Below are 18,674 nucleotides of genomic sequence, written 5' to 3' on the forward strand. Positions count from 1 at the left end.
GAACAATTGTCTACGAGGAATTTCGATGGCTATCCCTGACATCCAAGACCTGTACGAGCGCTATCTGCGTATGCTCGGAAGTCCGAGGAATTCGGCCGAACCCATTCCATCAGAGGCGCGTACTCCATCTCCGCCGTTTGGCTATGCGATGCCACCCGAGGCTTACACGGCAGGCGGAGGTTATCTGTCCGGAGGCGGCGTGCTCGGTGCATTGGGCTCGCCGCCTAAACGCACTCCACAGTCGATGCAAGCACTCTCGCCCCCGACAAGGGCAGCGGTTGGTCCACGAGGACCATGGCCGGTAGGTCGGTTCGGGCTCGGGATTGGCGTGTCGATGGCGCCCGCGCCCGACAGAATCGTCGAGATTCCGAACCCACATCTCGAACGATTCATTCCCCAATCCACGCGGGACATCTGGAACGTGGCGACGCTTCTTCCATGGATCTTGCGAGGCAAATTGGTCGGTGACGAACGATTGAATGAAGCCGCCGAGGAGCGAGATGGAGCGCTGTTGTCCGAACATCCGCCTGAGCCCCCGGTCAACCGTCCCGGAAATCAGCCTCCCTGGATTGTCGGGCCAGCGATACTGGAGAAGGAGAGGAGGCGAGAAGAGGCGCTCGATGCGGAGCCGCTAGCGTTGGGGCAGCCTGATCCGAGCCATCGCGAATTACGAACTGTCAGCCCGGACATCCAAGAAGCCGGAGCGACATCCGACCTGCCTGAACCTTCCTTGATTGGTTGGCGGAAGCGAAGAAAGAAGACGCTTCGAGGAACTTCACCTGGAGGAAGAATCTCCCGCCGGACGAACTCCTCGGCGAACAATGCCGGCGGTGGGAGAGGAGGCGGCAAAGGTCCTGGCCGCAACTTTGGCGATGATGATGATTACTGTTCGAGCCGCAGATGGGAAGAAGAAGACGAATGCAACCAGAGACGGAGGGATCTCGAATATGCGCATCGGGACTTCTATGAGGGATGCATGGCACGAGCAACGGCGCGATGGGATGCCTGTAACCGGAATGGTGGGACACCGCCGCCGTGGGAGCCGAAAAAATGGAGCCTGGATCCGGATGAGGAGGTGTTCATCAATATAGGCCGCTGACGACACGTCGCCGCAGATGTCGAGTTGACAGGATTGCTCATGGGCGTTCGAATACGCGCTCAGATGGGAGACCGGGAAATGACGATCGAGCGGGATGATGATCCCCTTTGGAAACTGGCTGACTGGGTATGGCAATTGCGCCGAGAGCAGCCGCTTCATCGCGTCATCGACATCGTTGGCGAGCGGGCGGAGCAAGCAGATGGTGACGACTATCGCTTCCTTGCCCTTGACCTCGCGAGGCTGTTGCGTGAGGCCGGACGAAATGCCGAAGCAATCCGGACGCTCGATCAGGTGTCGGATCGCTATCCTGACGACGTTCGCCCTGCCATCAGCAAGGCACACATCTATCTCTCGGCGCTTGATCAACCCGAGCAAGCACTCAAGTGGATCGATATTGCATTGGAGCGAGCGCGTCGGACTGGGTTTTTTCGGAGAGAAGCGTTGGGTGACAAGGCTCGGATCTTGTTGAAACTCTCGCGCGGTGACGAACTGTCCGACGTGCTCGAGGAGATCATGTCCCTCCAAATGATGCGAGGTGTTCCCGATATCGGTCGAGAGCGCGATTTTGTCGATCGCGCACCACCGGGACTCATCCGAAAGAACGTCCTCGAGCGCTACAACGAGTTTCGTCCAAGGCGTCCGGAAGACGGTTCAACTGATGAACCACCAAAATTCGAACCGGCAAACGATCTAACGTGAAGCATCGATCGGCTTCTTTGAGCGTTTGTCGACAGTCCCGCGCCATCGTCGTCGGCCGCATTGACGAAGGCTCGATGCCCAAACGATCGGAGCGCCGACTGTGCTCGGCTTCTTCGCGGGCCAAATCTCGAGGTGTTGCAGGAAAGCGGAGCCAGGTCGCGGACCGGATGGGATCGTCATCCGGACTTCGTTGCGGATTTGGCTGCACCGCATCTGATCAATCGGATCATGTGCTGAGAAGGCTCGGATGGACAGCTTCTCGCCGGGACCGCAGTCGGCCAGCGCATTGCGCCGCTGCCGGCTGCATCGTTGGCTGGCCCCGACGATCACCCGACTATAGACGCATCGCCGCAGGCTGGCTCCTTGGCCATAGGTGATCGTCCGACAATGCAATTCTGCCTGCTCGTCTTGCGGGCGGGCGAGGTTCTTTCTCGGATCCCGGCATGGAGGTGAATATGGTTTTCCGCGATGATCGCCTGCGCGGGCTGCTGACCAACGAACCCGCAACGCATCAGTCGTTCCAGCCGCCGATTTCCTTCCCGGTTTGAAATGTCGGGCACTCACGTCCCCTGGCGCGATCCCTGCGCCGGCGGCACACAGCTCCTCTGCATCGATCCGGAACATGTGCGTTCGATCTGGCCGTTGACGGCGCCTCTGCTCAGGCAAGCGACCGTCGAAACAGGCTTATCGGCGTTCGCAACAATTGAGCGCGACATCCTCCGTGGCACCTCGCTGCTTTGGGTCGCCTGGAATGGCGCGATGATCGAGGCGGCTGCATCCACGAACCTTCAGCAAACAGATGCCGGCAAGATCTGCGTCATCACGGCATGCGCCGGGACGGGTATGAAGCGCTGGCTGCCGCTGATCCGCGGCATCGAAACATATGCGCAAGCGGAGGGGTGTCGCTGCGTGCGCATTTTCGGGCGGAAGGGCTGGGCGCGCGTGCTGAAAGGGTACGAGCAGACCTATGCGATCGTCGACAAGCGTCTGCCCTCGTCGACGGCAGGGTGATTGCTTCGTAAGTGCTCACATGGGCTTTGGTCCTGGAAACCGCCTCGCGGTAGACAATTCTGATAGCGCGACGCGACTTGGAGTTGCGTTTGTTCTTGCTATGTTCTATCGTGGTCGTGTGTGCGCAAGCTCAAGGTCTCAGATGTCATGCGTCGTACCTCATTTGGATGAATCTGGCGTCGCCAGGAGGAGGGGCAAATGGCGTTGCGCGCCGATGCTGCGCGCTCCGATCGCGCGGCCTTGCCGGATTTCGCGTGGCGGATGTTTGCTGCTCTACTTGTTGATCGCTGGCGGCGGCGCAAGCCAGTCCGTGGCTCAGGAGACTGACTTTACACCTTACGCTCTGGCGGCCGACTATTGTCGCGGCGACGTCGCGCGGCCGATCGCGCTGTCACAGGACAAGCGCGTGCTTTGTCTTGATGGAGCAATCGCATCCGACCGGAACGTCGCAATCGCAGCCGATTTGGCAGACCATGGCATCGCTGTCGTTCGCAGCCGCGGAGGAGATCCCGTACGGGCCGTTCAACTGGCGAACACGCTTCGAGACCGCAATGCGATCGTCGTCGTGCGGGATTTCTGCCTCTATGCCTGTGCCAGTTTTATCCTGCTGTCGTCGTCAGAGACTTACGTCTTGGACGGCGCATTGGTGGCGTGGGGGCTTTTTCAGCGATATCCCGATCGCCAGTGTATCGGCTTCATCGAGGGCAAGGACCAGGCGGGGGCTTTCCTAACGTGGGTGAGCTGCTCGTCGGACTACCCTGACGAGAGGCCGAGATCGCGGCTGTGGGAAGAATTTTATCGCGATAGAATTGTCGACACGGTCTACACCGATCCGCCGGAAAGCAAGTTCATCAGACGCCAACTGATGAATTTGTATCGGTCGACGAGCCAGTATCCCCTGGTGTTGTGGACTTGGAATCCTCGCCATCACGCCAGTGCGATCAAGACCAGGCTGGTCTATCAGCACTATCCGGAGAGCCAGGAAGAGGTCGACGCAATCGCGGGGCGATTGGGTCTGAACCGCCGGGTGATCTATGACCCTTGATAGGCGAGCAATCGACGAATTCTTGGTTCGGCGACGGTCCCTCGACCGGGTGTTCGCGCCGCACGCCGAGCAATAGACCGTTCACATGATTTTCATTCCGTGAGTGCAGAGATGGCGCGATCATTCAGAGATCCTTACACACGTGTACCCAATTTCGGGGTTGAAGGTGCGATACCGAAGCCGCCCTGGTGGGCAGATGTCGATCGTTGGAGAGTTGTCCCGCCGGCATTCCCTCCGTGGTCACCGCCGCCGCCGGTCCCTCGCGACGATTCAGATCCCTTCGGTGTCCCGCCAGAGATGCCGGCTCCGCTGCGGCCAAGGTCGGACAATGTGCAGCACCGCACCGAGTCTGATTTGACCGACTGGCTGTTCAAAGCTTACCGCGCCCTTCGCGAGGGGCGTGCAAAGCAACCTCCATGGCCGGGCCAAGGCCGGGGTGCGCCGGACCCGTTTCTGGACACGCGTCCGTGGCAGGCAATCGAACCGCTGCCAAGCCTTCAACCCATGCCGTTTTACGCGGACCAGCTGGAAACGTTGCTGAAAATCCCGCTGAAGGACCTCAAGAGTCCGACGAGAAGCGGGCTTCCGGAAGAGAAGGCCGTCCAGCCGCCAATCTTCTTTCCGTTCGACTGACACATCGACGAGCTGTCGATTTCATCACCGCTCGCGTTCACACGCAACGAACTCATACTCAGGGAAAACATCCTCCATGGGCGGACAATCCACCTCCACACAGACCGTGCAATCGCAGTCGGCACCATGGGCTGCCGCGCAGCCCGCACTGCAAGCGATGTTGGGCCAGATCAACACGGGACTCAACAATACCGGCCTGACGTCGGCGGAGAGCTCAGCGCTCGACACGCTGAAGAACAACGCTGCGGCAGGTAATCCCTATGCAGGCCAGATCGCAGGCTACGCGCAGTCGCTGCTCAGCGGCGGCGGCGCCACCGCGCAGGCCGGCAACGTGCAGGACAACCTCTCGTCCTATCGTGATCGGCTGACACCCTACGCCAACGGCAGCATGGTCGGCAATAATCCGGCCCTGATGGCCCAGCTCGCCCAGATCCGATCCGACGTGGGCGACTCCGTGAATTCGCAGTTTGCCGCTGCCGGCCGTGACTTCAGCGGTGCGAACCTCATGGCCTACGGAAGGGGTGTTGCGGCGGCCGAGGCGCCAGTGATCGCCGCGCAATACAATCAGGATGTCGCAAACCAGCTTGCCGCGGCAGGCGCGCTCTACAATGCCGGCAATACCACGGCGAACACGTTGACGCAGATGCAGCAGAGCGATCTCGCCAATCGGGGGCAGGGCGTCGCTGCCGCGCAAGCGGCACTGGATGCACAGAACTATGGAGCCAACGCGACTCTGGCGGCGGAGGCGCAGCGTCGCGGCATACCTGTGCAGGCGTTAGGCCTGCTCGCGCAGATCGGCGTGCCGATCGCCCAGCTTGGGACGCAGGGTAACAGCACGACGACGGGGACACAGCAGAAGTCCGGGGCCGAGCAGTTTGCAACGATCGCCGGCGGTATCAACAATCTGCTCAATCCGTTCAAGGGCATTTGGGGAGGCTAGCCATGGTGGTCCAAAGCGGAGCTGACCGGGGCTGCTTTCGACCTGGCTAACGCAGGTTATGCGCAAATGCCGGATCCGGGGAGGGACGGGGAAAGCCAGTCCTCGATCGACAGCGACGTCGCATCGCTGCGCGATGCCGCAGACCAGCTGTCCGATCAGCAGCCGAAAGTCGTCGTCAGGCAATACACAGACGTCGAAGGCAAGCCCGCAGCCGCAAACGAGGCCGTAACTCTCGCGCGCGCATCGCGAGATTATGCAGATGCAACGGTGGGCGACAGGCAATCCGCCGAAACCGAGACTTCGGAGGCGCTTGCCGCCAAGATCGATGCGCTGCGGGCGGAAGTCGCCGCCAACGATCCCGATGCGCCCGAGTTCTACGGCTTCGAGCAGCCCGAAGCCCACCAGGTGCGCGACGAGGAGATCGAGGCCCCATCAGATGCGCCTGAAGATCGGGGGAGGCGCCCTGCCGAACTCGACCCCGATATCGAGCAGTTCCTGCAGCATCCGCAGGTGCGCCTTGCGATCGAGGAGAAAGTGGGCGAGGTCGAGCGCGCGCGGCGGAGCTATGTCGAGGGCCTCGACGCGGCGATGCAGATCGCGCAAGCGAGCTTTGTCAGCCAGTTTCCAGAATTGGTCGGCCTTGCCCCGGAGCAGCTTCCGGCAGCCCTGGCGCAAATTGCGCATCAGGACCCCGCGAAGCTGGCGCGCATCCAGGCGCTGGTCGCGAGTAGCGAACAGTTGCGTGCGCGCCAGAATGAAGAGGTGCGGCGGATGGCGGATGCTTCGCGGCACGGCTTCCAGAACTATGCGAAGGCGGAGGACGCTCGCCTCGAGACGTTGCTCAAGGACGAGGCGCGAGAGGTCCGGCAAGCCGTGGCGCAGGAGATCATGGCGTCGGCCAAGGCCAGCGGCATCGAGCCCGATGAACTGCGGCGCCTGTTCGACAGCGAGCCCTTGATGCGCAATGCGACGTTCCAGCGCATGATGTACGACGCCGGGAAATACCGGTTGATGATGAAGGCGAGAGATGCCGTGAATGCGAAGCCGATGCCGCCGGTGCAGCGGCCGGGCATGGCTAGCAGCCGCGGGGAGCGTGATCAGCAAGATCTGCGGTCGCTGAGCGCCCGGCTTTCGAACACGGGCGATCTCAAGGATGCGGTCGCGCTCTACCAGGCGAAGACAGCGGGTCGACGGTGACTGGTTGACGCCGGCCCGTCGCCCGGTTGTACCTTGTTTGGCTCCGAATGCAGACTTGTGCATACAGGATTGGATATCCATGTCGTTGAAGCGCATTTTATACGTGACGATTCTCGCCACAGTTCTGCTCCCGTCGGTCGAGACATTCGCCGGTGATTACACCGTTTCCTATGCCTTCGATGGTACGACGAGGGCGGACGTCGCCAGAGGCGCGACAGGTGCGTCCAACGAAGTGGGGATCGCGAAAGAATGTCAGTACGGGCGGGGTTGCACCATCGAGCTGATAAAATCGGATCTGACGATATCGCTCAAGGTTGAGCGTTTAGGGTGGTCCCATAAGGTGACGGTCTTTGCCGACGGCGGCCGCAGCCGCAGCGACGGTTGTTGCTATTTTTTCGGTGGCGATCGCCTGGTTTCAAAGGAGCTTACCGAGCCATTGCTTCGCCTGCGGATCTACGAAGGGCAAGCTCGCAAGAGAAACGAATACGTTGAAAATCTGCCCTTAGGGCTTCTGTATCTGCAGTTCTCGGACTTCAAATAGTTCGGCGCCCGGGCGCGCCGCCAGCCCGTCTTTCACCCTTATTCGTCAGCTGAATCATTCTGCGATCCTTTGTTGATCGCGGGACCGCTTCGGCATGATTCTACAGGAGTTCGTCATGGCTACCATCGAGCAACAGTATCTGCCTCCCCCGGATTACGAGACGACAATCGCGGAGGCAGACCGTCCGCGCATTTACGATGCCGTTCGTAAGCAACTGGGCGATCTCCTGGAAGGCAATCAGTCCTACTATCCGGATGGCGTCCAGAAGGACTGGCAGGCCCGGGCGGATGATCTGGACGCTTACATCAAATCGTTCATGAGCTCGCAGGGGCGCGTCAATGATCCGGCGGATATCCTCGGAGATGTGGTCAGGTATCTCCGCGCACACGCCGAACACTTCCGCGACAGAATGAAGGAAATAGGGCCTTCCGATCCGATCGAGCTCCCGCCAGGGCTGTCGCCGACAACCCGAGACAGGAATGAACTGTACGTGGATCCAAATCCGTTTGCTCCTCCGATGAAGGATGCCCCCGTTCCACGCCAGGAATGGTCAATCTCGACCTCCTCCGATCGGCTCATCGGCGGGGCGAACAGGCCGGAAAGGCGCCTAGCGCCACCAATATTCTTTCCCTTCTAGAAGCCGTCGGTCGTCTCACCCGATCAACTGAATTCACGGCAGGAAAGTACACCATGAGCGAAGACAATCGAAACTTCATCGAGCGCGCCGACTCCATCACCGGGAATCTCTATGGCGAGCCGATGTCACCGGATCGCATTGCGGAGAACTTTGCGCTCTATGGATTGAAGAAGCGCGTGGCCGCGCTCGAGCGGTTCGACGCCGAACTGGGCGGCGATATCGATTCCAGCCCGCACAGCTTGCGAAAGCGTGTTCAGCTGGTCGATCTGCGCCGGCGCCTGGGCGACCTCCATGGGGCATTGCGCAAAGCCAAGCGATGACCCATCCGCTGCTGACGGCGCTTGCGCAGGCGCGCCTGCGCGACGCGCCGATATTCGCCAAGTGGTGTGAGCTCAACGGTGTGTTGGCCTGTCCAGCGACGCCTGCGTCGGTGGCGCGTTTTGTGGCCGACTGCGCGGCGCTCGGTATGAACCGGCTCTGGCCGGCGGTACAGGACATATCGCGGATGCACGTATCACTGGGCCTCGCCGACCCCACTCTCGGCGGTGCGGCGGCGAGCGCGATAAATGCGATTGCGGCCATCCCGCCGCCTCGGTCCTGGCCGGGACCGTTCAAGCAGCGGTTCGCCGCACTACCCTACGACATCCAGGTTCATCTCGCCTCACACGAGGCACAGCGCGAACGCGCGCTCCGGCGCGCACAGAACGATGCTGCCTCCGCCCGCCAGAAGCTGGCGGCGTTCGAGGCCAAAACGAAGGACGGAAAGCCCGATGGCAACGAAGCTGCAACGCGCGACCAGAATTGAAGACCGCATTGAAGAACTGCGAGCCGAGATCGACGGGATCATCGACGCACGCGTCGCCCGGATCGCAAGCGAGAGCCCCGGCGTCCCCACAGGCGTGATCCGCAACCTCCTGACGGCCCGAGCGCCGTCCTGTCGCTGCGCTCAGTACATCGAGTTGTGCAGCAAAGAGACCAGGACGCCGGACTGACGGCAGGCGGCGGCGAGTTGATCGAGCCACGTACCGGCAGCTCATGAGCGTCTTTTCACACCAAGGATACAGCATGACTCTCTACAAATGGTCCCAAACGGCGTCCGTCGACGCCACGGCGGATTCGACAATCAACTGGGCGGAAGGGCAGTCCCCCGCCAGCGTCAACGACTCGGCGCGCGCGATGATGGCGGCGATTGCGAAATACCGGGATGACATGACCGGCGCGATCGTGACGACCGGCACCGCCACGGCCTATGCGGTTAGCAGCTATGAAGTGTTTCAGACGCTCGCGCAATTGAGCGGTCAGGTCATCGCGTTCACGCCGCATGCGACGAATGGCGCGACCGTAACGCTCAACGTCGACGGTCTTGGCGCGAAGCCACTTCGATCGGCGCCTTCGACCGACTTGCCGGCGGGCGTCCTAGTGCAAGGTACTCCTTACGCGGCGCTCTACAATTCGAGCGATGCAGCATTCTATCTCCATGGATTCTTCACAAATCCTTATTCCATCCCGATCGGGGCCAGCATCGATTTTTGGGGGCCTACTGCTCCCAACAGCTCGTTTGTGCTTGCCTATGGGCAGGCAATCTCGAGAACGATCTATTCGGCCTTGTTTGCCATGTTCGGCACGACCTATGGATCAGGTGATGGCTCGACTACCTTCAACATTCCAGACATTCGTGGGCGTGTTGTGGCGGGTGTCGATACCATGGGCGGGCCGGCTGCCAGTCGCTTGACCGACGCCAATGTTGGATTTGGCGATACGCTTGGTGAGACTGGCGGCGCCCAATCTCGAACACTCGTCACGGCCAACCTACCGCCTTACACGCCGTCCGGCTCAATCGGCGGAACGGGTCTCAGCAGCCAAACAAACGTTGTATTTTATAGTTCATCCATCACGCCGCCTGGCGGCGGCAATACCACAGTGGCGCAACTACAGACGGGACAAGTCTCAATCAACGGCAACCAGTATTCCTTTACGGGTAACGCACAGGGCGGCACGAGCACGCCGATTGTGACCGTTCAGCCGACGATCGTAGCCAACAAGCTTCTCCGGATTATATAGGCGCGCAAGACTCTTTAAGGACGAGGTGGAGCGCCAGTGACGCCAAGAGCAAGGTAAGCCAATCTTTTCATCTCGCGACGACCACGAGTAACGGTGTCCAAGATGAGGCCAGACGAAGCAGACAGCATCGCCATTGTCATGAGGCCCATGGAGAGAACCGCTGTCGGTAGTCTTGGAACCAGCCCGGTCTCTAAGAACGTCACAACGATTGGAATTGCCAAAACTACCGATGCGGTCGCAAGCCCGGTCGCAACCCAGGCAAAGAATTGGAGCGGTCTTTCCGACCGATAGAGCTTCAACATAGTGAGCAATATGCGCAGGCCATCCCGCCACGTATTGAGCTTGGAATGAGAACCCATGGGCCTTTCGAAATAAGGCGTTTCCATCTCCCCAACAGGAAGGGACAATTCGAGAGCATGAACTGACAATTCGGTTTCGATCTCGAAGCCGCTCGACAACACCGGGAAAGACTTGACGAACCTGCGAGAAAACACCCGATAGCCGGACAGGACATCCCTAAACGCCCTGCCGAAGATCAGCGCCAAGAGCCCTGTTAGCATACGATTCCCGGCTCGATGGCCTCGCCGATATGCCTCCTCGGACTGATCGACGCGAACACCAACGACCATGTCTAGGTGTTCAGCGATAAGCTTTCCAATGAGCCTCGGCGCACTAGATGCATCATAAGTCGCGTCACCATCGACTAGAATATAGATGTCAGCATCAATGTCGGCGAACATTCGACGGACCACATGCCCCTTACCTTGGCTTCTCTCGGTCCGCACGATGGCTCCGCAATTGCTGGCTATCTCTGCGGTGCGATCTACGCAGTTGTTCTCATAGACGTAGATATCTGCTCCAGGCAAAGCGTCTCTAAAACCTGTGATTACCTTGCCGACAGTTGATTCTTCATTGTGACAAGGGACTAAGACGGCAATCTTCATCTGCGTCAGGGTCATCGAATTTCCTGTGAGCGGGAAGTCTCTCGTAACGGGCGCGTAAATCGAGCTGTGAAGAGCTCTCGGGCGCTCGATACATTCGCCCCCATCAAGCCGGCGGCGAGTACGATTCCTATTGCAGCCGCGGCGCTCCTTGAGACGAATACGGCGTGGATCTGACTGTGGTTGCTCAGTGCTTCGAACCAGACGATCGGAATCAACACCGGCCAAAACTGGCTTAGCTCTGGCCGCTTCAGCGGTATGCGGAATAGTATCAGCAGGGGTACAAAAATTAGCATGCCCCAACTCAAGATAGCGTTCGTGAATACCTTGGCCGTCGCTGCGAGTGGGAAATGCCGTACGCTAGCGTAGTCCCCGTTAATCCTGAACATCGCGGCATTAAGGACATCGTTCTGGATATCAAAAGTCGGCTCTACGAGGTAAGCGGCAACCCATTTTGATGCCCATGTTACGCTGTAAGCCGAAAACCACACCGCGACGCAAGCGATGGCGAGCCGATAGCCTCGTCCGGACGCCACAAGGAAGAACGCCATGAGCATTGGCAACCATGGCGGGTTGACCAAGAAGTCGACAAAATTGAAAACAGAACCAAGACCAGCTGTCGCAATGATCAATGTCCGATCAGCGGATTTCTTTCGGAGCAGCCAGGCGAATATCCCGGCGCCCCCGAGAATGATCGCAGTGCTGACCGTATGAGGTGTGACGTGCCAGATGCGAACGAAGTCGGACAAGAATAGAACAGGGGCGCAGAGCCCTATGGTCGGCCACGTTCCGATGAGCCGATCTGCTTGAAAGACAAAGAAAATAGCTGCGCTAGCGAGGACAGCAAGGTTTACGAACTTCAGAAGAAGTATCGGTAGGAGCGACGCCAGTGGCGCGCTGTAGATACGATATCCGTGCCAATATCTTGCGTAGCTTTGCCAATTGACGCTGGTAGGGTTTTCGGCGGCCTGCTTGAGGTCGTCGCACGCGTGACGGTTGGATGCCGGCCTCGGTGCCATGATGCCGTTCTCTATTGCGCTCGTGCCCGGTTTCATGCCTTCGCCGAGCGCATAGCAGTCCGTAAACCGATCGCCGCTGGCAATGAGTTGATTCCGGTGCGAGGCGTCGACCAGGACACCAGAATCAAAGGCGCTCTTGATGTGCTGCCAAGTCGTCTCCTTTGAGATGAGGTGGTCAAGGTTCGACATCGCAAAGAAATAGATCGGTTGCAGCAGCAATACCAAAGCTGCCGCGATCACCAGTGAACTGAGATTCCGCAAATTCATCCTCCCTGCCGGGAGCCAACTTACCATCAACCCATGGTAGCCGAAAGGACCTACCAAATGACGGACTTCAACGCCCTCACGCGGGCGAACCTAAGCCGTTGGCAAAATGCCAAGCTGACCCGGAAGACTTTGAGCGACAAGGTCGCTACGGCGCTGGTTTCCGCCAAGAAACGCTACCAGGCGGTCGAAGCCAAGACCGGCGTTCCGTGGGCGGTGATTGCCGTCATCCATGAACGGGAATCGTCCCAGAACTGGGGCCGGTCGCTGGCCCAGGGCGACCCCTGGAATAAAGTCTCCGTCCACGTTCCGGCAGGCCGCGGCCCGTTCAGCTCCTGGGAAGACGCGGCGATCGACGCGCTGCTCAATTGCCACCCGTATCTTGCGAAGCGCAAGGACTGGTCCCTCGCCGGTGTTCTGATCGCGCTCGAGATGTACAATGGTCTTGGCTACGCCAGCAAGGGCATTCCGAGCCCATACCTCTGGGCGGGGACAAATCAATACAAGTCCGGAAAATACGTCGCCGATGGTCGGTACGATTCGAGCCATGTCGACCAGCAGCTCGGCTGCGTCGCGATGCTGCTCTCGATGATGGCGATCGATCCCACCATTACATTCACGGGCACCAAGATCACGCCGTCGGCGCCGCAAGCACCGCACGAGCCACCTTCGGTCGGCACCCCCTCCAAGGGCTCCATCGGCGCGTTCATCGCCAACGTCTTCAACGCCATCTTCAAGAGGAAGTCATGACTATCGCGTTCGACAGAGTTAAGGCCTGGTTCAAAGATTCCGTGACGATCCTCTGGGCTCGCATTCAGTATGTCCTGGGCATGCTTGGCGCCGGCCTGATCGCGGCGTTCTCCGGCTATGATTTCACGCAGCTCGCAAGCATGGACGCAAATTCTGCGTTCAAGATGCTGCTCGCGGTTGCGACCGCTGGCGTGTTGACCGAAATCGCCCGGCGCCGGACGCTCTAGGATGTGGATGACCATCCTCAGCTTCCTCGGTGGTCCCGTCGTCAAGGGGCTGATCGACGCTTACCAGGCCAAGCTCAAAGCCGGCAATGTCGAGACGAAGATCGCGGCAGATCTCGCCGCAAGCGAGATCGCGGCGCAGACGGCCGAGACCAACGCGATCATGCGGTACCGCATCGCCGAGATCGGGCACTGGTATGAGCCCGACAAGCTGATGGGTTATTGCGTGGCGATCTACTTCGCAAAGCTCCTGGTCTGGGACAAGGTTCTTGGATTGGGCTCGACGGACGCTCTGGCGGGGTTTGCGGCGATCACAGCCAATCTCGTGGTCTCATTCTATTTCGCCAAACGCGGGTTCGAGAATGTTGCGAGGATCATCAAGCGATGAAGATGCCGGACGACGAGATCAAGGCCATTGTGGCCGAGACAATGGCCCAGCAGCACAGGCTCCAGCAGGAGGCCATCGATGCGATCGTACTGAAGGCGGTGGCGTCGGTGCTCGCCTCTTTGGGAATCGAAGATGACGATCGAAAGGAGCTGCGCGCCGATTTTCAGCACTTGCGCAGGTGGCGAAAGAGCGTGGAGCAGGCGCAGAGCTACACCTTCAAGGCGGTGATCACGGTGCTTGCCACCGGTCTCATGGGAGCCGTCTGGCTCGGTGTCAAGGTCGTGCTGGGCAAGTGAGCTTCCGGCGGTGGCGACGTCGCCGCACACCCGATCTCGGTCTTTGCCGCAATGAGCCGCGCCATGTACAGAATTCGTATCGTCGATCCGTCCGATGACGACGTTGCCGACACCCTAGCCGATCTGCATCAACTCACGTTCTTCGATGCCGCAGCTGTGCCCGAGTTCGATCTTGGTGCGTGGTGGCTGGCTTATCATGGTGATGACGCGGTCGCCTTCGCTGGTGTCGTGCCGTCGACGCACGCTCGAAATGGCGGATATTTCTCCAGGGTCGGTGTCTTGCAGCGGCATTGGGGGCGCGGCCTCCAGCGCAGGCTTATGCGCGTCGTCGAGGCGCGGGGACGGCGCGTGGGATGGGAGAGCATCGTTTCCGATACGACGGACAATCCGATATCTGCCAATAATTTCATCCAGGCGGGCTATCGGCTCTATGAACCCGAATTGCCGTGGGCCTGGTCGCACACGCTTTACTGGCGAAAGTGGCTCCGCTGAGAGAATTGAGCGGGTTTCCCGTAATGCGGAACGTGGCAACGGTGAATAGCCGGTGCGAGACGTCACGCAGCCTATGTGCCAGGAATATCGAAGGGCCCGGTAGCCTGATGGCTGCCGGGCCCTTTTTGCGTATTTGGGCGATGCGGGCGAAGCACTTGCGAAGTCGACCATGCCGGGCTTTAAGTTTGCTGTTGCGGGAAATTCGGCGGCCATAAGCCGATGTAAGGGAGCGCTATCATGCCCACCAAGCCTCAATTGCCGGTGCGTTCGTCGCGAGGGACTGGAGGGCCGACCGCGCTCGATGGTCTGCTGGTCGTCGATTTCACGCGCGTGGTCGCCGGCCCGGCCTGTACCCAGACGCTCGCCGATTATGGCGCCCGCGTCATCAAGATCGAAAATCCCGATGGCGGCGACGACACGCGCGCCTATGAGCATGCCGAGATTGGCGGCGAAAGCGCTGCCTATCTCAGCCTGAACCGCAACAAGCGCGGCATTGCGCTCGACCTTGCCGTGCCGGAGGCCCGAGAGATCGCGCTGGATCTGGTCCGCAAGGCAGATGTGGTCGTGGAGAACTTTTCGAGCGGGGTGATGAAGAAGTTCGGGCTCGACTATGAGTCGGTCGCGCCGCTCAACCCGCGGCTGGTCTATTGCTCGATCTCCGCCTATGGACGCACCGGCCCGTTTGCTTCGCGGCCCGGCTTCGATCCCATCACCCAGGCGGAAAGCGGCTTCATGTCGCTCAACGGATTTGCCGACGGCCCGGCGGTCCGTACCGGCCCGCCCATCGTCGACATGGCGACGGGGATGTCCGCCTGCAATGCCATCCTGATGGCGCTGCTGGCGCGGGACCGGCTCGGCCGCGGCCAGCATGTCGAAGTCGCCCTGTTCGACGTTGCGATGGGGATGACCGGCTTCTACGGCATGGCCTATCTCATCAACGGCGAAAACCCCGGCCGGTTCGGCAATTCGCCGAGCGGGTCCCCCACCGTCGGCGTCTATGAGGCCTCCGACGGGCCGCTCTACATGGCCTGCGCCAACGAGCGGCTTTACCGCCGGCTCGTGGTGGAGGTCCTGAACCGCCCCGATCTCATCACCGATCCGCAGTTTGCCACGCGCAAGGCGCGGTCGGAAAACAAGGAGCTCTTGCGGGCAGCCATTGCAGAGGTCTTTGCAAGCGATACGCTCGAGAACTGGATGGCGAAGATGAAGCTGGCCAATATTCCGGTCGGCTACCTCCGCACGGTCGAGGAGGGGTTCAATGCGCCCGAGGCGCGCGAGCGCCATCGCTTGAACCGGATTCCGCACCCGACAGCGGAATGGGTGCCAAACATCGAGCCACCGATTGCCATGGGCATGACCGGCGCGATCGATCCCGTTGCGGCACCTCTGTTGGGCCAGCATACGAAGCAGGTCCTGCATGATACGCTCGGCTACGACGAACGTCGCATCGCCCAATTTGCCGAGAAGGGCGCCTTTGGCTCGGCCAAGCCTCCGACGCCAGCTTGAGGACGTTGCCTCGGCTTGATTTAGCGAAGGTCTCGCCGCATAAATGTGTGAAAGCGAGGGACACGAATGGCGCTCGGTCAGGAGCCGCGCATGACTCAGCCCACCGGACAGCAAGACGGCGAAGAAGTCTATGCGGCAATGATTGCGAAGGCTCGGGCGCTATTGCCGCCACTACGCGAGCGCGCCGCGCGGACGGAGGAGCTGCGGCGTCTTCCGTCGGAGACCGAAAAGGATCTCCACGACGCCGGCCTGTTCCGGATGCTTCAACCCAAGCGGATCGGCGGCGCCGAGCTCGACTATGTCGCCCTCGTCGATTGCGCTGAGCTGCTCGGGCAGGCGGATGCGTCGGTAGCCTGGAATCTCGCCAACCTGGCGAGCCATCATTGGATGCTCGGCATGTTCGAGCAGAAGGCTCAGGATCTGGTCTGGGGCCGTGATCCGGACGCGCTGATCGCATCCTCGTTCATTTTTCCCGCCGGACGCGCCACGCGGGTCGCGGGTGGATACCGGCTGCACGGAAGCTGGCCGTTCTCCTCGGGGGTTGCCTCCTGCGAATGGAACATGCTGGCAAGCGTGGTTTACTCCGACGATGAGGCGGACGGCATCGAGTATCGAATCTTCCTGCTGCCGAAGGGCGATTACAAGGTGCTGGACACCTGGAATGTCGCAGGATTGCGCGGGACGGGGTCTTCCGACGTGGAAGTCCGGGACGCTTTCGTGGCCGACCACATGACGGTCGCTGTCGGTGACCTCTCAGGTGGCCCGACGCCGGGAAGCAAGGTCAATCCGAATCCGCTGTATGCGTTACCCGTGTTCTCGCTCTTCCCATACGTTCTCTCCGGCGTCGCGCTGGGGAATGCGCAGGCATGCCTCGACGACTACACAGAGGTCGCGCGTCATCGCATTTCAACCTACAATCGTGCCAAGCTGAGCGATTTTCAAAGCACGCAGATCAAGATCGCGGAAGCATCGGCGAAGATCGACGCCGCACGCCTGATCATGCGGTCGGCCTGCCTCGATGCCATGACGGACGCTCGGCGCGGCCATATCCCTGACATGGCGACCAAGACCAGATATCGGCGCGACGGATCTTTCTCAGTGAACTTGTGCACGGACGCGGTCTCGATGCTGTTTGCCGCGAGTGGCGCGCGTGGTCTATTCACAAGCGGCATGTTGCAGCGGCAGTTCCGCGATGCGCACGCGATCAACTCGCATCTCGCGTTCAACTTCGATGCGGCCGGGACCAATTATGGACGAGTGGCACTCGGCCTGCCGTCCGAGAATCTGACGCTGTGAGGCCGGCCGATGAATGATCTGCCGAAGCAGCCCCGCGCTCCCGATCCCGCCAACGAGTTTGCGAGCGACAACTCGCAGATCGATCCTCGCGACTTTCGCAACGCGCTTGGAACCTATGCAACGGGGGTAACGATCATCACGGCGGCAGCGCCTGACGGCAAGCCCTACGGGCTGACGTGCAATTCGTTCGCCTCGGTCTCTCTGAACCCGCCGCTGGTTCTGTGGAGCCTCGTCGTCTATTCCTCGAGCCTGACCATCTTCCAGAACGCCAGCCATTTCACCGTCAACGTGCTTGGTGCTTCGCAACAGGCGCTTGCGAACAAATTCGCAAAATCATCGGACGACAAGTTCACCGGCTTGGACTGGGCGCCGGGCCTCGGCAACGCGCCGGTACTCGCCGAGAGCGTCGCCAACTTTCAATGCCGCTCCGTGAATCGCTACTATGGCGGCGACCACGTGATCTTTCTCGGCGCGGTCGAGGCCTACACCTACAATGCGAAGGAGCCGCTGCTCTTCGCACGGGGGGCGTTCGGCCGCTTCATGGCCGACGATGAACGCAAGAAGGCGCCGTAACGCGCTTCAGGTCGCCTAGACAGCCTGGCGTTCCGGCGCCGATAGCTTGTAGATTTCCAACGCGTCCGCTTCCGCACCTCGCGCGGCCTTCGCCAGCCTGAAAAGTTGTCCGGCAAGGGTGGCCATCGGCACTGGCGTCGACGTCGCCTGTGCGACATCGGCGACCGTATCGAGATCCTTGAGCATCGTGGCGATGTGACCGAGTGGTGGGTTGTGAATGCCCTGGACCATCCGCGGCACGAACAGCTGGAGCGGGATGGAATCCGCAAAGCCGCCGGCGAGCGCTTCGGGCAACCGGTTGGCATCGATTCCGGCATTCACGGCAAGGCGCGTCGCTTCCGCGAGGACGGCCATCGCGCATCCGACGATCACCTGGTTACACAGCTTCGTGGTCTGGCCGGCGCCGATCGGGCCCATGTGAGTGAACCTGCGCGCCATGGCCAGCACATAGGGCCGCACCCTCTCGATGTCGCCAGCTTCCCCGCCCGCCATGATGGCGAGCGTGCCTTCCTCGGCGCCCTTCGTGCCCCCGGACACGGGCGCATCGATCCAGCCCGCGCCATTCGCGTCTTTCAGTCGCGCTGCGAGATCGCGCGCAGCGTCGGGATGTATGGACGAGAAGTCGACGACAAGCTTGTCTGCGCCGGGTGCCGCTGCCAGGCCTTCGGGCCCGAAGATCACCTCCTCGACCGCGGCCGCATCGGTCACGCACATGAAGATGATATCCGAGTTCACCAGGAGATCACGAGGCGTGACCGCGCGCTTGGCGCCGGCCTCGGCAAGCGGCGCCACCTTGCCCTCCGAGCGGTTCCAGACAGCGACCTGATAGCCGGCCTTGAGCAGGCGTCGGGTCATCGGCGTGCCCATGAGCCCAAGGCCGAGATAGCCGAGCCTCTCAGTACCTTGCGGGTTTGCCTTGCTCTCATCAGCCATAGGTTGCCTCCTTCTGTCGCAATGCGACGGCCCCTTTACCATACATTGTGCATCCGACGGCAAAACCGCCCGGCTTGCATGGCTTGCCTGATTGTTTGAACCATGAAACATTTGAGGCGGTCGGGTTGG

The 18,674-nt window shown here is 60.6% G+C and carries 24 protein-coding genes; 21 read left to right on the forward strand and 3 right to left on the reverse strand.

The window, feature by feature from the left end; all coding sequences use genetic code 11:
- Positions 1–334: 334 nt before the first annotated feature.
- The 13 genes from AC1RQP_RS30635 (at position 335) to AC1RQP_RS30695 (ending at position 9,863) form a co-directional block, all read left to right on the forward strand.
- Positions 335–1,099 carry a hypothetical protein gene (locus AC1RQP_RS30635; RefSeq protein WP_492940504.1) on the forward strand — a complete coding sequence of 255 codons (765 nt, stop codon included), beginning with the start codon at positions 335–337 and terminating at the stop codon, positions 1,097–1,099.
- A gap of 78 nt (positions 1,100–1,177) precedes the next feature.
- Complete coding sequence (locus AC1RQP_RS30640) at positions 1,178–1,798, forward strand: tetratricopeptide repeat protein (RefSeq protein WP_239625453.1); 621 nt, start codon at positions 1,178–1,180, stop codon at positions 1,796–1,798.
- Positions 1,799–2,440: 642 nt separating this feature from the next.
- On the forward strand, positions 2,441–2,809 hold the full coding sequence (locus AC1RQP_RS30645; RefSeq protein WP_492940506.1) for a hypothetical protein: 369 nt from the start codon (positions 2,441–2,443) through the stop codon (positions 2,807–2,809).
- A 265-nt stretch (positions 2,810–3,074) separates the two neighbouring features.
- Positions 3,075–3,854 (forward strand): hypothetical protein, encoded by a 780-nt coding sequence (locus tag AC1RQP_RS30650; RefSeq protein WP_492940507.1) that lies wholly within the window; start codon positions 3,075–3,077, stop codon positions 3,852–3,854.
- A 354-nt stretch (positions 3,855–4,208) separates the two neighbouring features.
- Positions 4,209–4,487 (forward strand): hypothetical protein, encoded by a 279-nt coding sequence (locus AC1RQP_RS30655; protein WP_492940509.1) that lies wholly within the window; start codon positions 4,209–4,211, stop codon positions 4,485–4,487.
- 76 nt (positions 4,488–4,563) lie between these two features.
- Entirely contained in the window at positions 4,564–5,427 is an 864-nt protein-coding gene (locus tag AC1RQP_RS30660) for a tail fiber domain-containing protein (RefSeq protein WP_492940511.1), read from the forward strand.
- A gap of 66 nt (positions 5,428–5,493) precedes the next feature.
- Positions 5,494–6,624, forward strand: coding sequence for a hypothetical protein (locus AC1RQP_RS30665; protein WP_492940513.1), 1,131 nt, complete (start codon positions 5,494–5,496; stop codon positions 6,622–6,624).
- Between the two features lie 79 nt (positions 6,625–6,703).
- The gene (locus tag AC1RQP_RS30670) at positions 6,704–7,165 is read left to right on the forward strand and encodes a hypothetical protein (RefSeq protein WP_492940515.1); all 462 of its coding nucleotides are present in this window, start codon (positions 6,704–6,706) and stop codon (positions 7,163–7,165) included.
- A 115-nt stretch (positions 7,166–7,280) separates the two neighbouring features.
- Positions 7,281–7,802 carry a hypothetical protein gene (locus AC1RQP_RS30675; protein ID WP_492940517.1) on the forward strand — a complete coding sequence of 174 codons (522 nt, stop codon included), beginning with the start codon at positions 7,281–7,283 and terminating at the stop codon, positions 7,800–7,802.
- 53 nt (positions 7,803–7,855) lie between these two features.
- Positions 7,856–8,122, forward strand: coding sequence for a hypothetical protein (locus AC1RQP_RS30680; protein ID WP_492940519.1), 267 nt, complete (start codon positions 7,856–7,858; stop codon positions 8,120–8,122).
- Positions 8,119–8,607: a hypothetical protein gene (locus AC1RQP_RS30685; protein ID WP_492940521.1), complete on the forward strand. Its 489-nt coding sequence runs from the start codon at positions 8,119–8,121 to the stop codon at positions 8,605–8,607. Before AC1RQP_RS30680 ends, AC1RQP_RS30685 begins: the two co-directional genes overlap by 4 nt.
- Positions 8,573–8,794 carry a hypothetical protein gene (locus tag AC1RQP_RS30690; RefSeq protein ID WP_492940522.1) on the forward strand — a complete coding sequence of 74 codons (222 nt, stop codon included), beginning with the start codon at positions 8,573–8,575 and terminating at the stop codon, positions 8,792–8,794. Before AC1RQP_RS30685 ends, AC1RQP_RS30690 begins: the two co-directional genes overlap by 35 nt.
- A 73-nt stretch (positions 8,795–8,867) precedes the next feature.
- Positions 8,868–9,863, forward strand: a complete 996-nt coding sequence (locus AC1RQP_RS30695) for a tail fiber protein (RefSeq protein ID WP_492940524.1) — start codon at positions 8,868–8,870, stop codon at positions 9,861–9,863.
- A gap of 14 nt (positions 9,864–9,877) precedes the next feature.
- Here the strand turns inward: AC1RQP_RS30695 and AC1RQP_RS30700 are convergent, their stop codons facing one another.
- Both AC1RQP_RS30700 and AC1RQP_RS30705 read right to left on the reverse strand, forming a co-directional pair.
- Positions 9,878–10,822, reverse strand: coding sequence for a glycosyltransferase family 2 protein (locus AC1RQP_RS30700; protein WP_492940526.1), 945 nt, complete (start codon positions 10,820–10,822; stop codon positions 9,878–9,880).
- The gene (locus AC1RQP_RS30705; protein WP_492940528.1) at positions 10,819–12,084 is read right to left on the reverse strand and encodes a hypothetical protein; all 1,266 of its coding nucleotides are present in this window, start codon (positions 12,082–12,084) and stop codon (positions 10,819–10,821) included. The genes AC1RQP_RS30700 and AC1RQP_RS30705 overlap by 4 nt, the downstream gene beginning before the upstream one ends.
- A gap of 63 nt (positions 12,085–12,147) precedes the next feature.
- Between AC1RQP_RS30705 and AC1RQP_RS30710 the strand changes: the two genes are divergently transcribed.
- From AC1RQP_RS30710 to AC1RQP_RS30745, 8 genes are all read left to right on the forward strand, one after another.
- On the forward strand, positions 12,148–12,837 hold the full coding sequence (locus AC1RQP_RS30710) for a hypothetical protein (RefSeq protein WP_492940530.1): 690 nt from the start codon (positions 12,148–12,150) through the stop codon (positions 12,835–12,837).
- Positions 12,834–13,064 (forward strand): hypothetical protein, encoded by a 231-nt coding sequence (locus AC1RQP_RS30715; RefSeq protein WP_492940532.1) that lies wholly within the window; start codon positions 12,834–12,836, stop codon positions 13,062–13,064. Before AC1RQP_RS30710 ends, AC1RQP_RS30715 begins: the two co-directional genes overlap by 4 nt.
- A 1-nt stretch (position 13,065) precedes the next feature.
- On the forward strand, positions 13,066–13,449 hold the full coding sequence (locus AC1RQP_RS30720; RefSeq protein WP_492940534.1) for a hypothetical protein: 384 nt from the start codon (positions 13,066–13,068) through the stop codon (positions 13,447–13,449).
- Complete coding sequence (locus tag AC1RQP_RS30725; protein WP_492940536.1) at positions 13,446–13,745, forward strand: hypothetical protein; 300 nt, start codon at positions 13,446–13,448, stop codon at positions 13,743–13,745. The genes AC1RQP_RS30720 and AC1RQP_RS30725 overlap by 4 nt, the downstream gene beginning before the upstream one ends.
- Before the next feature lie 63 nt (positions 13,746–13,808).
- Entirely contained in the window at positions 13,809–14,237 is a 429-nt protein-coding gene (locus tag AC1RQP_RS30730) for a GNAT family N-acetyltransferase (protein WP_492940813.1), read from the forward strand.
- A 237-nt stretch (positions 14,238–14,474) separates the two neighbouring features.
- Positions 14,475–15,743 carry a CaiB/BaiF CoA transferase family protein gene (locus tag AC1RQP_RS30735; RefSeq protein WP_492940538.1) on the forward strand — a complete coding sequence of 423 codons (1,269 nt, stop codon included), beginning with the start codon at positions 14,475–14,477 and terminating at the stop codon, positions 15,741–15,743.
- Between the two features lie 90 nt (positions 15,744–15,833).
- Positions 15,834–17,039, forward strand: a complete 1,206-nt coding sequence (locus AC1RQP_RS30740) for an acyl-CoA dehydrogenase family protein (protein ID WP_492940539.1) — start codon at positions 15,834–15,836, stop codon at positions 17,037–17,039.
- 9 nt (positions 17,040–17,048) lie between these two features.
- Positions 17,049–17,612 (forward strand): flavin reductase family protein, encoded by a 564-nt coding sequence (locus AC1RQP_RS30745; RefSeq protein WP_492940541.1) that lies wholly within the window; start codon positions 17,049–17,051, stop codon positions 17,610–17,612.
- Between the two features lie 15 nt (positions 17,613–17,627).
- On the opposite strand, the gene AC1RQP_RS30750 is transcribed toward AC1RQP_RS30745, so the two are convergent.
- The gene (locus AC1RQP_RS30750; protein WP_492940543.1) at positions 17,628–18,545 is read right to left on the reverse strand and encodes an NAD(P)-dependent oxidoreductase; all 918 of its coding nucleotides are present in this window, start codon (positions 18,543–18,545) and stop codon (positions 17,628–17,630) included.
- Between the last annotated feature and the right edge of the window lie 129 nt (positions 18,546–18,674).

The sequence above is a fragment of the Bradyrhizobium sp. GW821-FHT13H06 genome, assembly GCF_058803975.1.